General features: G+C 62.4%; 12 protein-coding genes. 7 read left to right on the top strand and 5 right to left on the bottom strand.

Translation table 11 applies throughout. From position 1 onward, the window contains the following. Nucleotide 1: 1 nt before the first annotated feature. Nucleotides 2-1,135, top strand: coding sequence for a flavodoxin-dependent (E)-4-hydroxy-3-methylbut-2-enyl-diphosphate synthase (ispG, locus tag ACP15O_RS13135; RefSeq protein WP_425096556.1), 1,134 nt, complete (start codon nt 2-4; stop codon nt 1,133-1,135). On the opposite strand, the gene ACP15O_RS13130 is transcribed toward ispG, so the two are convergent. Genes ACP15O_RS13130 through ACP15O_RS13120 form a run of 3 tightly spaced genes read right to left on the bottom strand, consistent with a single transcriptional unit; the run spans nt 1,132 to nt 3,686 of the window. Further along, nucleotides 1,132-1,608 (bottom strand): hypothetical protein, encoded by a 477-nt coding sequence (locus ACP15O_RS13130; RefSeq protein ID WP_425096555.1) that lies wholly within the window; start codon nt 1,606-1,608, stop codon nt 1,132-1,134. The two genes, ispG and ACP15O_RS13130, sit on opposite strands and share 4 nt — an antisense overlap. A 4-nt stretch (nt 1,609-1,612) precedes the next feature. After that, nucleotides 1,613-2,362 (bottom strand): DsbA family protein, encoded by a 750-nt coding sequence (locus ACP15O_RS13125; RefSeq protein WP_425096554.1) that lies wholly within the window; start codon nt 2,360-2,362, stop codon nt 1,613-1,615. 1 nt (nt 2,363) lies between these two features. Then, nucleotides 2,364-3,686 carry a M48 family metalloprotease gene (locus ACP15O_RS13120; RefSeq protein ID WP_425096553.1) on the bottom strand — a complete coding sequence of 441 codons (1,323 nt, stop codon included), beginning with the start codon at nt 3,684-3,686 and terminating at the stop codon, nt 2,364-2,366. 60 nt (nt 3,687-3,746) lie between these two features. Here ACP15O_RS13120 and ACP15O_RS13115 point away from each other — a divergent pair, with 60 nt between their 5' ends. The 6 genes from ACP15O_RS13115 to ACP15O_RS13090 all read left to right on the top strand — a co-directional run bounded on the left by ACP15O_RS13115 (nt 3,747) and on the right by ACP15O_RS13090 (nt 11,558). Further along, nucleotides 3,747-4,895 (top strand): pyridoxal phosphate-dependent aminotransferase, encoded by a 1,149-nt coding sequence (locus tag ACP15O_RS13115; protein WP_425096552.1) that lies wholly within the window; start codon nt 3,747-3,749, stop codon nt 4,893-4,895. 104 nt (nt 4,896-4,999) lie between these two features. Then, the gene (locus ACP15O_RS13110) at nt 5,000-6,226 is read left to right on the top strand and encodes an N-acetylmuramoyl-L-alanine amidase (RefSeq protein WP_425096551.1); all 1,227 of its coding nucleotides are present in this window, start codon (nt 5,000-5,002) and stop codon (nt 6,224-6,226) included. A 138-nt stretch (nt 6,227-6,364) separates the two neighbouring features. Further along, the gene (locus ACP15O_RS13105) at nt 6,365-8,917 is read left to right on the top strand and encodes a penicillin-binding protein 1A (protein ID WP_425096550.1); all 2,553 of its coding nucleotides are present in this window, start codon (nt 6,365-6,367) and stop codon (nt 8,915-8,917) included. Nucleotides 8,918-8,989: 72 nt separating this feature from the next. Next, nucleotides 8,990-10,117, top strand: coding sequence for a peptide chain release factor 2 (gene prfB, locus ACP15O_RS13100; RefSeq protein WP_425096549.1), 1,128 nt, complete (start codon nt 8,990-8,992; stop codon nt 10,115-10,117). Nucleotides 10,118-10,249: 132 nt separating this feature from the next. Beyond that, entirely contained in the window at nt 10,250-11,047 is a 798-nt protein-coding gene (locus tag ACP15O_RS13095) for a DUF2189 domain-containing protein (protein ID WP_425096548.1), read from the top strand. 268 nt (nt 11,048-11,315) lie between these two features. Further along, nucleotides 11,316-11,558: a hypothetical protein gene (locus ACP15O_RS13090; RefSeq protein WP_425096547.1), complete on the top strand. Its 243-nt coding sequence runs from the start codon at nt 11,316-11,318 to the stop codon at nt 11,556-11,558. 57 nt (nt 11,559-11,615) lie between these two features. On the opposite strand, the gene ilvN is transcribed toward ACP15O_RS13090, so the two are convergent. Together ilvN and ACP15O_RS13080 are read right to left on the bottom strand one after the other, a co-directional pair. Further along, nucleotides 11,616-12,176, bottom strand: coding sequence for an acetolactate synthase small subunit (ilvN, locus tag ACP15O_RS13085; protein WP_425096546.1), 561 nt, complete (start codon nt 12,174-12,176; stop codon nt 11,616-11,618). A 59-nt stretch (nt 12,177-12,235) separates the two neighbouring features. Then, a complete protein-coding gene (locus ACP15O_RS13080) occupies nt 12,236-13,990 on the bottom strand; it encodes an acetolactate synthase 3 large subunit (RefSeq protein ID WP_425096545.1) in 1,755 nt (584 codons plus the stop codon). Nucleotides 13,991-14,002 lie beyond the last annotated feature (12 nt).

Below are 14,002 nucleotides of genomic sequence, written 5' to 3'. Positions count from 1 at the left end.
CATGTCGCTGAACCATGTTCGCCCGTGGCGCAATATCTATCGTCGCCAAAGCCGGAAAATCCATGTTGGCTCTGTGCCTGTGGGGGGGGATGCGCCGATCTCGGTGCAGACGATGACGAACACGCTGACCACCGATGTAAAGGGCACGCTGGATCAGGTGATCCGCGCGGCCGAGGCGGGGGCGGATATTGTCCGGGTCTCGGTGCCCGATCAGGACAGCGCGCGTGCGCTAAAGGAAATCGTCCGCGAAAGCCCGGTGCCCATCGTGGCCGACATCCATTTCCATTACAAACGCGGGATCGAGGCGGCCGAGGCCGGGGCCGCCTGTCTGCGGATCAATCCGGGCAATATCGGCTCCGAGGATCGGGTGAAGGAAGTTATCCAGGCGGCGCGCGATCATGATTGCTCGATCCGGATCGGGGTGAATGCGGGATCGCTGGAAAAACACCTGCTGGACAAATACGGCGAGCCAACGCCAGATGCCATGGTCGAAAGCGGCATGGATCATATCAAGATCCTGCAAGATCACGATTTTCACGAATTCAAGATCAGCGTGAAGGCCAGCGATGTGTTCATGGCCACCGCCGCCTATCAGCAACTGGCCGACCTGACGGACGCCCCCATCCATCTGGGCATTACCGAGGCCGGGGGGCTGATGTCTGGCACGATCAAATCCTCGATCGGGCTGGGGAACCTGCTGTGGATGGGCATTGGCGATACGATCCGCGTCAGCCTGTCTGCCGATCCGGTGGAAGAGGTCAAGGTTGGCTATGAGATCCTGAAATCCCTGGGGCTGCGGCACCGGGGCGTCAATATCATTTCTTGCCCGTCCTGCGCGCGGCAGGGCTTTGACGTGATCAAGACGGTGGAAACGCTGGAAAAACGGCTGGAACACATCAAGACCCCCATGAGCCTCAGCATCATCGGCTGCGTGGTGAACGGGCCGGGCGAGGCGCTGATGACCGATGTCGGTTTCACCGGCGGTGGGGCCGGGTCGGGGATGGTCTATCTGGCGGGCAAGGCCAGCCATAAGATGTCTAACGACCAGATGGTCGATCACATCGTCGAAGAGGTGGAAAAACGCGCCGCCCAGATCGAGGACGGCGCGGTCGAGGTCATGGACGAGGACGTCTAGCGCCTGAGATATTTTCGCAGGGCGATCTCTGGCACGTCTCCGCGCACGATCATGGTTTCGAACACATAGCTGGGCGCGGTATCCAGGCCCAGAGCACGCGCCGCATCCGATTCCAATGGCAGGGTGTGCAGCTGCAATTCTCCGTCCTTGGCCCATTCGGTCAGGATACGCGTCATTTGCTCACAGGCGGCACATCCGGGGCCCAGCAGGATCGCAACTTTGGGCGCGCCAGCGGGGCCGGCGACCGGGTTGGCCCACAGGCTGGGGCCCAGCTGCGTCAGCCTGTCGTGGTCGGCCTGCACATTGTCCTGAAACGTGGGGGCAGGCCGCAGCGCACGGGCGACAATATCGGGATTATGCAGCAGAGTCTGGCGCAGCTCCTGGCCCAGCACCGATCGCTCGGCCTGAGTCAGGTGCTGAAAATCGGTCTCGGCTGCCTGAAGCGGCCCGGCCAGCAAGCCGAGCCAGATCAACAGCTTAGCCTTCACGGGCGATTGCCACCAGTTCCATCATATCGGCCAGGGGCACGTATCCGCGCAGGAATTCGTCCTCCAGAACAAAGGTGGGGGTGCCGCTGATCTGAAAGGCGCTGGCCAGGCGGTGGTTTTCACCGATGATCTTATCCACTTCGGCGGCGTTCATCTGCGCCATGATCGCTCCGGCGTCCAGGTCCAGCTTGTCCGCCAGACGTTTCAGCGATTTTTCGGCGATGTTGCCCTTGAAGACCATCAGCTCATTATGGACCTTTTCATAGGCGTCATCCCCGGCCACCATCCGGGTGGCGATGGCAAAGCGCGAGGCCAGAACGGACTGTTCGCCCAGAATGGGGAACTCCTTGACGATAAAGCGGATGTTGCCGTCCAGTTCCAGCAGTTGCATGACCTCTTCATGGGCTTTGCGGCAGTATCCGCAGCGGTAATCCATGAATTCGACCAGCACGATGTCGCCTTCGGGATTGCCGCCAACCCAGGAATTGGGGTCTTCGAACATCTGTGCGGAATAGGCGGCCAGGGTCTGTTTTTCGGCCTCGGCCTTGGCCTGGGTGGCGCGCTCTTCGTAGACTTGGTAGGCCTCGATGATGATCTCGGGGTTGTCCAGCAGATAGGCGCGGATTTCGGCACGAAAAGCGGTGCGTTCATCGTCGGACATGGCGGTGATGTCAAAGGCCTGCGCCGGGGCGGCCAGCCCGGCAATACACAGCGCCGCAGAGGCAAGAAGTCGTTTCATATCAATTCCTTTTGTTAACGGCGGCTTCTGACACAGAGATCACATCCTGCGCCCTAAGCCAAGAGGCAGAGCCGCGGGGCAACAGCCCCCCGGCGCGTTTCGCATGTAGCAGGGCATCCTTTGGGCGCCCGATCAGCGCATAGCGTTCGGCCGTCACGACCGAGGCCAGCCCAGGCTGTTTCAGCGCGGCATAAGTCTGCGCCAGATCGCGCAGCATCCGCGCGTCGCGCCCGTCCAGGCGGCGGGCTTTCTCCAGCACTTTGCGGGCAGAGCCATAGTCCTTGGCCGCCAGCAGCGCGCGGCCATAGCCGGCCATGATCAGCGCATCCTTGGGTGCCAGCGCCGAGGCGGTACGATAGGCCCCAACGGCGGCCTGAACCCGGCGGTTTTCCAGCAGGATTTGCCCGCGCAGATCATGGGCAAAGGCATCCTTGGGGCGCAGCGCGATCAGCCGGTCGGCGGCGGCAATGGCGCGTTTGGCATCGGGGATGCGATGATAGGCCGAGGCCTCGCGCAGCAGCCGAATATCCGGGGTCAGCGATTGCGGTGCCCGGCGCAGCGTCCATTTGGGCGCGCGCTCCCATGCGGCCAGCTTTCCCTTGGCGCGGGCGAACCAGTAGCCATCCTGCGTGTCCGGGCGCGGCGGCGTGACCGAGGCGGCCCGTGCCTGAATGGCGCGCAGCCGGTCCCGGCTGAGCGGATGGGTGCGCGCGTAAGGATCCTGGCGATGCTCGGCCAGATATTCCTGCCCGCGGAAAATCTCCAGCACTTCAAGGAAAGCCATCGGATTGACCCCGGCCCGGATCATATACCGCAACCCCGAGGCGTCGGCGGCGCTTTCCTCGGCGCGGGTATGGGCGAAAAACACCCGTTGGGCGGAACTGGACACGCCCAGCCCCAGCCCCACGGCGGCCTGATCGCTGCCCGCCGCTGCCGCCGCCGCCGCCAGGGCCAGCCCCAGCCCCGCAATCGAGCTGGCCGCACGTGCATTCTGCACGCGCCGTGACAGGTGGCCGTTCGAAATATGCGCCGCCTCATGCGCCAGCACCGATTGTAGCTGCGCCGCGCTGGTCAGTTTCATCAGCAGCCCAGAGGTGATGAAAATATGCCGGCTGTCTACCACGAACGCATTGTAATCGCTCTCTTTTACCACCAGCACCCGGATCGAGGACACCGGCAGCCCCGCCGCTGTCAGAATGGGGCGGGCCAGTTGTTTCAGCGCGTGTTCGATATCGGCGTCGCGCAGCAGGGTAACCGCGCGGGCGGGCGCAGCCATGCTCAGACAGAGCAGCAGGATTGCAACCGTTTGGCCGAGGTAACGCATTGACGATCTGTCCGTTTCGCGATGAATTGGGCTCTCTTGCGGCACCATAGGAAACTACACATGCAAAACTCAAGACGCGGAGAGGTCGATCCCTTTATTGTGATGGACGTGATGGAGGCCGCGCGCGCCGCAGAAGAGGCCGGCCGCAACATCATCCACATGGAGGTGGGCCAGCCCAGCACGCCAGCCCCCGCCGCCGCCCGCGCGGCGCTGACCCGCGCGATGGAGGCCGATGCCCTGGGCTATACGGTGGCTTTGGGCCTGCCCGCGCTGCGCAAACGAATCGCGCAGATGTATGCCGATTGGTACGGGGTGGATCTGGACTGGAACCGGGTGGTGGTGACCTCGGGGTCTTCGGCGGCGTTCATCCTGGCCTTTACCGCGCTGTTCGATACTGGCGCTCGGGTGGGGATCGGCGAGCCTGGCTATCCGTCGTATCGGCAGATCCTGTCCGCGCTGGATCTGGAGCCCGTGGGCCTGCAAGCGCGCCCGGAAAACCGCCTGCAACCCGTGCCCGCCGATTTCGAAGGGCTGGGGCTGGACGGGTTGATGGTGGCCTCGCCTGCGAACCCGTCGGGCACGATGCTGGACCTGCCCGCGATGGAGGCCTTGGTGGAGGCGTGCCGCGCCGCAGGGACGACCTTCATCAGCGATGAGATCTACCACGGGATCGAATATGACAAAAAGGCCGTGACCGCGCTGCAAGTGACGGATGAGTGCTATGTGATCAACTCGTTTTCAAAATATTTCAGCATGACCGGCTGGCGCGTGGGCTGGATGGTGGTGCCCGCCGATCACGTGCGCCGGATCGAGCGGATCGCGCAGAACATGTTCATCTGCCCGCCTCATGCCAGTCAGGTCGTGGCCCTGCACGCGATGGATTGCGAGGAGGAATTGCAGGCGAATCTGGCGATTTATGCCCGCAACCGCGATCTGATGATGGCGGGGCTGCCCAAGGCCGGATTCGACCGGATCGCGCCGCCCGATGGGGCGTTTTTCATCTATGCGGATGTCAGCCATTTGACCCAGGACAGCCGGGTCTTTGCCGCTGAGATCTTGGAACAGGCGGGGGTGGCCGTGACGCCGGGGCTGGATTTCGACAAGACCCGCGGGGCGGGGACGTTGCGGTTTTCCTATGCGCGCGCGACGGCGGATATTGAGGAGGGGCTGCGGCGGTTGCGGCGTTTCATGGCGCAGCGCGGTGCCTGAGGCGATGGCGGGATGTTGAGTATTTGGATCAGAAAGAAGCGGGGGGCTGTGCAGGTCAGTCGGGCTTGGTGTAGGGTGAGCGTGAGGCAGCCGGAACAGGGCGGATGAGTGGATTTTTTCGAATAGTGGCGCTGATGCTGGCGTTGTGGCCAGCGGCAGGGCAGGGCCAGGAGCTGAGCGCGCTGGCGCGAGTCGAGGTGGGCCATTCGCAGATCAAGGATGCCTGGGGCGGGGGGCTGTCGCTGGAGCTGGCCTTGTCTCAGGGGGTGCCGTATCGTGTATATACGCTGGATGATCCGCGTCGGCTGGTTCTGGATTTTCGCGAGATCGACTGGACCGGGGTGAGCAAGGATGTGCTGCTGAATGCGGATCGGGCCTCGGGGGTGCGGTTCGGGGCGTTTCGGCCCGGATGGTCGCGGATGGTGGTGGATCTGGCCGAGCCGTTGGCGCCGCAAACCGTGGAGATGAAGATTGACGCAGAAAGCGGCAGGGCGCGGTTGCGGGTTCTGCTGGCCAAGGTTTCGGAGGAGGCGTTTGCTGCGGGGGCCGGGGCGCCGTATGATCCGCGCTGGGATCTGCCCCCTCCGGCGCGAGTGGCGAAAAAGCAGGCGCAGGGCGAGGGGCCCTATGTGGTGGTTCTGGACCCCGGCCATGGCGGGATTGATCCGGGGGCCGAGCGCGATGGTTTTCGGGAAAAGGATCTGGTGCTGGCCTTTGCCAGGCAGCTGAAGGAAGTGCTGGTGCGTTCGGGGCGGTTCAAGGTGGTGCTGACGCGCGAGGATGACAGTTTTGTTTCGCTTGAGCGGCGCATTGCCATTGCCCATGAGGCGGGCGCTCATATGTTTCTGTCGCTACACGCGGATGCTTTGGCTGAGGGCAACGGGCAGGCGCATGGTGCGACGGTTTATCTGCTGCGCGACAGCGCCAGTGACGAGGCAACCCGCCAACTGGCCGAGCGCCACAACCGCGACGACATCCTGTCCGGCGTCGATCTGAGCGGTCAGGACGATGTGGTGGCCGGTATCTTGATGGATCTGGCGCGTCAGGAAACGCAGCCGCGGGCCGAGCGGATGGCCCGGACCCTGGTGCGGGGGCTGAAACAGGCGGGCACGCCGGTGAATTCGCGGCCCATTCGCCATGCCTCGTTTTCGGTGCTGAAATCGGCCGATATTCCCTCGGTGCTGATCGAGGTGGGATTCATGTCCTCGGCCCGTGACATGAAGAACCTGACCGATCGGAACTGGCGGTTCCAGACGGCGGTGGCCTTGCGCGATGCGCTGCGTCAATGGCTGACCGAGGATGCCGCCCTGAAGGATCTGGTGCGCCATTAGGGGGAAAACCTGTGAAAATTCCCCCTGATGGCGGCGGGGGCGCAGCGGAAACTCGCCATGTGATCAACGCTTCTTGTTTTGACGCTTGGGGCTGTGATCAGTATAGAGACGCTGCAAATCCAATAGAGGCGGGCACCCGTGCTGAGGTTCATACTCTCTTTCTTTGGCTCTATCTTTACCATGGTCACGCTGGGGCTGGCCGTGGTGGCGCTGTCCATCGGGGCGGTGTTCTGGATCTATGGGCAGGATTTGCCCAGCCACGAAAGCCTGGCGCAGTATAAGCCGCCCACCATCAGCCGGATTTATTCGGGCGAGGGCCAGATCATCGACGAATTCGCCAAAGAGCGTCGCCTGTTCGCCCCGGCCGATGAAATCCCCGAGATGGTCAAGCAGGCTTTTATCAGCGCCGAGGATAAGAATTTCTATACGCATAAGGGCTATGACGCGCGGGGCATGGTCTCGGCGGCGGTGGATGCCGTCAAATCGCGGGGGCAGAACGTGCGCGGGGCCTCGACGATCACGCAGCAGGTGATGAAGAACTTCCTGCTGGGCGGCGAACGCAAGATCGAGCGGAAAATCAAGGAAATCATTCTGGCCACCCGGCTGGAGGAAACCCTGCCCAAGGACCGGATCCTGGAACTCTATATGAATGAGATTTTCCTGGGTCAGAATTCCTATGGGGTGGCCGCCGCCGCGCAGACCTATTTCAACAAGACCCTGGGCGAGCTGGCCCCGCACGAGGCGGCGACGCTGGCCTCGATGCCCAAGGCGCCGGGTAAATTCCACCCCGTCCGCAATAAGGATCGGGTGCTGGCGCGGCGGAACTTCGTTCTGAAGGAAATGGCCGAAAACGGCTATATCACCCAAGCGGTTTACGAATCCGAAAGGGCGATGCCGCTACGCTCGGTCCAGAATGGCGATTTCGAAAGCTTCAAGACCGCGCTGCCGCCGCGCGATTATTTCACCGATGAAATCCGCCGCCAGCTGTCCGATGAATTCGGCGAGGGAGAGTTTTTTACCGGCGGTCTGTCCGTGCGCGCCACGATTGACCCTGAAATGCAGGTGGATGCGGCGCAGGCTCTGCGCCGGGGGCTGGAGAAATACGACCGCTCGCGCGGGGTATGGAATGGCACGGGCGTCAGCCTGCCGCCCGAGGCGCTGAAATCGCAAGACGCCTGGCGCGCGGCTCTGGCCGCTGCCGATGTGCCGCGTGATATTGCGCTGGATGGTCAATGGTATCCGGCCGTGGTGCTGGAGGTCGGCAAGAACGACGCCCGTATCGGAATCGAAAGCATTCCCGATGACGAGGATGGCCACTGGATTCCCGCCAAGGACGTCACCTGGGCGCGCAAACGGCTGGAAAACGATAAACTGGGCCGCAAGGCGCGCGTCGCCGGCGATCTGCTGAGCGTGGGCGAGGTGGTTCTGGTCCGCGCCATGACCAAGGACAGCGATGGCAGCTTTATCCGCTGGACCCTGCGTCAGGTGCCCGAGGTGCAGGGCGGGTTCATGGCGATGGACGTGAACACCGGCCGCGTGATCGCCATGCAGGGCGGTTTCAGCTATCAGCATTCGGTGTTCAACCGCGCCACCCAGGCGCAGCGGCAGCCCGGCTCCAGTTTCAAGCCCTTCGTCTATGCCTCGGCGCTGGACAGCGGCTATAGCCCGGCCACGATCGTGATCGACGCCCCGATCGAGATCAACACACCGCAGGGTCTGTGGCGGCCGAAAAACTCGTCCAACCAGTTCTACGGCCCGACGCCGCTGCGCACCGGGATCGAACGGTCCCGGAACCTGATGACGATCCGCCTGGCCCAAGAGGTGGGCATGGATGTCGTCGCGGCCTATGCGGAAAAATTCGGCGTCTATGACAGTATGGGCGAGTTCCTGGCGAACTCTTTGGGGGCCGAGGAAACCACCCTGTTCAAGATGGTCGCCGCCTATGCGATGTTCGCCAATGGCGGCGAGCGGGTCGAGCCCACCCTGGTGGACCGCGTGCAGGATCGGTACGGCCAGACCATTTATCGCCATGACAAACGCAGCTGCACCGATTGCTACGATCCGATGCTGGCCAGCGGCCAGGCCCCGCATATCGTCACCAACCGAGAGCGCGTGATGGATGCGATCACCGCCTATCAGCTGACCTCGATGATGCAGGGCGTGGTGCAGCGCGGGACGGCATCGGGCATTGTGCGTCTGGGCGTGCCGACCGCGGGCAAGACCGGCACCACCAACGATTCCAAGGACGTGTGGTTCGTCGGGTTCACCAGCAATATCGTGGCCGGCTGCTATATCGGCTTTGACACGCCGCGCCCGATGGGGCGGGGGGCCTATGGCGGCACCATGTGCGGCCCAGTGTTCCAGGAGTTCATGAAAAAGGCGACCGCGAAATACGGCGGCGGCAAATTCCGCGTCCCCGAGGGCGGGCATTTCATCAAGATCGACCGTTTCACCGGCGCGCGCCTGGCCAATGATGCGCGTGGTGAAAATGTGGTGGCCGAATATTTCCGCGACGGTGAAGAGCCGATTTTCGGCATCACCTATGACGGTGGTTTCGCGATGGGCTCGAATCTGCCGCTGTTCGATGAGGTGCAGGAGCGCTCGAAAGAGGTGACCACCTCGACCGGGCAGCGCGCGGTGGTGGGGCCGAAGGCCTCGTTCGGGTCGGTGTCCTCGGGGGGGCTGTATTAACGCAGCCCCGCTTGCCCCGGCCTGCGGGCTGGGCTATCACCCAATCCGGACACGTAAATTCAGGGGCCTCCCATGCGCGCAGAAGTTCAGAACACCGTTGCAGCTATCGAGAAATCGCTGGCCCTGTTGCGGCAGCGCATGAACTGGGACACGGTGAAATACCGGCTTGAGGAATTCGACGCCCGCGTCGAGGATCCGACCCTGTGGGACGATCCCGAAGGCGCGCAGAAGCTGATGCGCGAACGCCAGTCCCTGCTGGATGCGGTGGCCGGTCACAATGATATCCAGACCGAACTGAACGACAGTATCGAACTGATCGAACTGGGCGAGATGGAAGAGGACGACGAGGTCGTCAAAGAGGCTGAGGACACGATCAAGGCCCTGGCCGTCAAAGCCGCCGAAAAAGAGCTGGAGGCCCTGCTGGACGGCGAGGCCGACAGTTCCGATACCTTCCTGGAAATCAACTCGGGCGCGGGCGGCACCGAAAGCTGCGACTGGGCCTCGATGCTGGCGCGGATGTATGTCCGCTGGGCCGAGAAAAAGGGGTACGAGGTCGAGCTGCAATCCATCAGCTACGGCGAAGAGGCAGGTATCAAATCCGCCGCCTATAAGATCAGCGGGCATAACGCCTATGGCTGGCTGAAATCGGAATCGGGCGTACACCGTCTGGTGCGGATCTCGCCCTATGACAGCTCGGCGCGGCGGCATACCTCGTTCAGCTCGGTCTGGGTGTATCCGGTGGTGGATGACAACATCGAAATCGAGGTGAACCCGGCCGATATTCGCGTGGATACCTATCGGTCCTCGGGGGCGGGCGGCCAGCACGTCAACACCACGGATTCGGCGGTGCGGATCACCCACATGCCCACCGGGATCGTGGTGACGTCTTCGGAAAAATCGCAGCACCAGAACCGCGACATCGCCATGAAAGCGCTGAAATCGCGCCTGTACCAGATGGAACTGGACCGCCGCAACGAGGCGATCAACGCCGCGCATGAATCCAAGGGCGACGCGGGCTGGGGCAGTCAGATCCGATCCTACGTGCTTCAGCCTTACCAGATGGTAAAGGATCTGCGGACGGGCTATGAGACCTCGGACAGTGCGGGCGTTCTGGATGGCGATCTGGACGGGCTGATGGCGGCCACGCTGGCGATGCAGGTTTCTGGCAAATCCCGCGCCGAGGCCAATTCCGAGGACTAACCCCCACGTACCTGCGGCGCGAAAACGCGTTTTGCGGCATTTTATCAGTCACCGGGCAGCCCTGGCGCTTGATTTATGCGTCAAAACCCGCTCCCATACTCTGAAATAGGAATATATTTCTGGGAGGAGTGTATGCCCTACGTGCTGGAGCACGGGGCGCCTGAATTCGGGCGTGCCAATCTTGATATGCTCAAAGAGGCGCTGCGCCGCGCCTGGGCCGATATGAAGCGCGCGCCGGGGTTCGGATTTGTGTTCTCGTCGGTCTATGTGGGGCTGGGGCTGATCTTTGCCTGGATCACGGTTGCCACCGGAAAATCCTATTGGCTGATCTTTGCGGCCGTTGGATTCCCGCTGATCGGGCCCTTCGCGGCGGTCGGTCTGTACGAGGTCAGCCGGCGCATCCAGCAGGGGCGCGCGATGGACCTGTACCAGATTTTCGGCGTGGTGATGATGCAGTCCAAACGGCAGCTGCCTTCGATCTGCGCTATCGTTATCTTTATGTTTTTGTTCTGGTTTTTCATCGCTCATATGATTTTTGCGCTGTTTCTGGGGCTGAGCACGATGACCAATGTGTCCTCGTCCTTCGAGGTGTACCTGACCGCGAATGGCCTGATGATGCTGGCGGTGGGCACGGTTGTGGGGGCGCTGTTTGCCTTGCTGCTGTATATGATCACGGTGATCAGCCTGCCGATGCTGCTGGACCGCGAGGTCGATTTCGTCACCGCCATGATCACCAGCTTTCAGACCGTCGCGCAAAATCCCGTGCCGATGCTGGTCTGGGCCGTGTTCATCGCGGTGGTGACGTTTCTGGGGATGCTGCCGGGGTTTTTGGGGCTCTATGTGGTGCTGCCCTTGTTGGGGCACGCAACCTGGCACCTCTATCATCTGCTGATCGAAGCTGCCGAGGCGCAGCCCGAATCCGAATCCTGATCGGGCAGCAGATCTGGCAAAATTCAGCTTATGAGGGAAATGCCGCCGAACTGGGCGGCGTTTTGCTGTTTCGGGGCCGGGCAGCAGGCAAGCGGCCGCGCGGGGGTTTTTCTGGTCCTTTCCTTGCCGAGCCGCAGGGGCAATTCACGCGAATGTGCGCTGGAAAACGGGGGCTAAACCGCCCGAGGTTCCGGCATCTGCGCGTGGGGGGCATGGTCTGTGTACAGCGCACAGACGCGCTGCGTTAAAACCGGAAAGGACCCTGAAAATGACCAAATACATGATCGCCGCTGCCGCTGTCACTCTGGCAACTCCGCTGTGGGCCGAAGGCATCGACGCCGCCATTGATACGGATGGGGATGGCGCCTACAGCCTGCAAGAGGTGCAGGCCGTGTCCGATGCCGTTACTCAGGACGTGTTCAACGGCTATGACATCTCGGCCGATGGTCTGCTGGACGCCGCCGAGGCCGCCGCAATGGTCGAGGCGGGCCTGCTGCCGCAGCAGAGCTAAAACGACACCGCCCCCCGGAACGGGCATTCCGGGGGGCGGCAAATTTAGCGGGAAGAATTACAGCCCGCGCGACAGGGCGGCCACGCCGGTGCGCGCCACCTCGACCAGGCCCAGAGGGCGCATCAGATCGGCAAAGGCGTCGATTTTCTCGGGCGTGCCGGTGATTTCAAAGACAAAGCTGCCCAGCGTGCTGTCCACCGCATTGGCGCGGAAAATATCGGCCAGACGCAGGGCCTCGACCCGTTTGTCGCCTTCGCCCTGGACCTTGATCAGCGCCAGCTCGCGTTCCACCGCGTCGCCCTCGACGGTCAGGTCATGGACCTCGTGCACGGGCACGATGCGGCCCAGCTGCGCCTTGATCTGTTCGATCACCTGCGGCGTGCCGGTGGTGACGATGGTGATGCGGGAACGATGGCCCGCGTGGTCGATCTCGGCCACGGTCAGGCTGTCGATGTTATAGCCGCGCGCGCCAAACAGGCCGATGACGCGGGCCAGAACCCCGGCCTCGTTATCCACGATGACGGCCAGAGTGTGCTTTTCGCTGACATCGGAAAAATTGGGCCGCAGGTTATAGGCGGAATGCTTGGACGAGCCTTTTTTGATTTGTAGAGCAGACATGTCGTTTCTCTTCTTTTCTATCCTTTGGGGGCGGGGGACGCTGGGCCCCCCGAGGCTCATCACACCAGAACGGCGCCGGTTTTGCCGATGGCGTCCTGGGTGTTGGCATCGCCCATCAGCATTTCATTATGCGGCGCGCCCGACGGGATCATCGGGAAGCAGTTTTCGTGCTTTTCCACCAGGCAATCGAAGATCACCGGCCCGTCATAGTTGATCATCTCCAGGATGGCGTCATCCAGATCGTCGGGGTTGTCGCAATAGATGCCCTTGGCGCCAAAGGCCTCGGCCAGCTTGACGAAATCGGGCAGGGCCTCGGACCACGAATGCGAGTAGCGCTCGCCATGCAGCAGTTCCTGCCACTGGCGGACCATGCCCAGGCGTTCGTTGTTCAGGATGAACTGTTTCACCGGCAGGCGGAACTGAACGGCGGTGCCCATTTCCTGCATGTTCATCAGCCAGCTGGCCTCGCCCGCGACGTTGATCACCAGGCTGTCACGATGCGCCATCTGCACCCCGATCGAGGCCGGCGTGCCATAGCCCATCGTGCCCAGACCGCCCGAGGTCATCCAGCGGTTGGGATCGTCAAAGCCCAGGAACTGCGCGGCCCACATCTGGTGCTGGCCGACCTCGGTGCAGATATAGCGGTCGTGGTCCTTGGTCAGGGCCTCCAGCCGTTCCAGCGCGTATTGCGGTTTGATGATCTTGTCCGAGCCCTTGTAGGTCAGGCATTTCACCGATTTCCACGCGTCCAGCTGTTTCCACCATTCGCTCAGCGCGGCCTTGTCGGTCTGGCGTCCACGGGCTTTCCAGACTTTCAGGATGTCCTCCAGCACATGGGCCACATCGCCGACAATCGGGATGTCCACGCGGATCACCTTGTTGATCGAGGACGGGTCAATGTCGATATGCGCCTTGACCGAGCCTGGGCTGAACGCGTCGATGCGGCCGGTGATCCGGTCATCGAACCGCGCGCCGATGTTGATCATCAGGTCGCAGTCGTGCATCGCCATGTTGGCCTCGTACAGGCCGTGCATCCCCAGCATCCCCAGCCATTTATCGCCCGAGGCCGGGTAGGCCCCCAGGCCCATCAGCGTGCTGGTGATTGGAAATCCGGTCTGTTCCACCAGTTCGCGCAGCAGGGTGCTGGCCGCGGGGCCCGAGTTGATCACCCCGCCGCCGGTATAGAAAACCGGCTTCTTTGCGGTCTCAATCGCGGCGACCAGCTCGGTGATGGCCTCCATGTCGCCTTTGACCTGCGGTTTGTAGCGGCTGGTCGAGACCTTCTGCGGGGCGGTATATTCGCCGGTGGCGAATTGCACGTCCTTGGGAATGTCGATCAGCACCGGGCCAGGGCGGCCCGAGGTGGCAACGTGAAAGGCCTCGTGCAGGGTGGCGGCCAGCTGATCGGTTTCCTTGACCAGCCAGTTATGTTTCGTGCACGAGCGGGTGATGCCCACCGTGTCCGCCTCTTGGAAGGCGTCCGAGCCGATCATGAAGGTCGGCACCTGGCCGGTCAGCACAACAATCGGGATGCTGTCCAGCAGCGCATCGGTCAGCCCGGTCACCGCATTGGTGGCCCCAGGCCCCGAGGTCACCAGAACGCAGCCCGGTTTCCCGGTCGAGCGGGCATAGCCCTCGGCGGCGTGCACCGCGCCCTGTTCGTGGCGCACCAGAATGTGACGGATGTCATTTTGCTGAAAAATCTCATCGTAAATCGGTAGCACAGCGCCACCGGGGTATCCGAATACGACGTCCACACCCTGATCCTTGAGGGCTTGAACTACCATTTTCGCTCCGGTCATTTGACGTGTCATCTTGTTTGCTCC

The sequence above is a fragment of the Youngimonas ophiurae (nom. illeg.) genome, assembly GCF_049803795.1.
GTDB lineage: Bacteria > Pseudomonadota > Alphaproteobacteria > Rhodobacterales > Rhodobacteraceae > Thalassobius.
The sequence above is the reverse complement of the archived record's forward strand: the minus strand, read 5'-3'. Positions and strand labels throughout refer to the sequence as shown.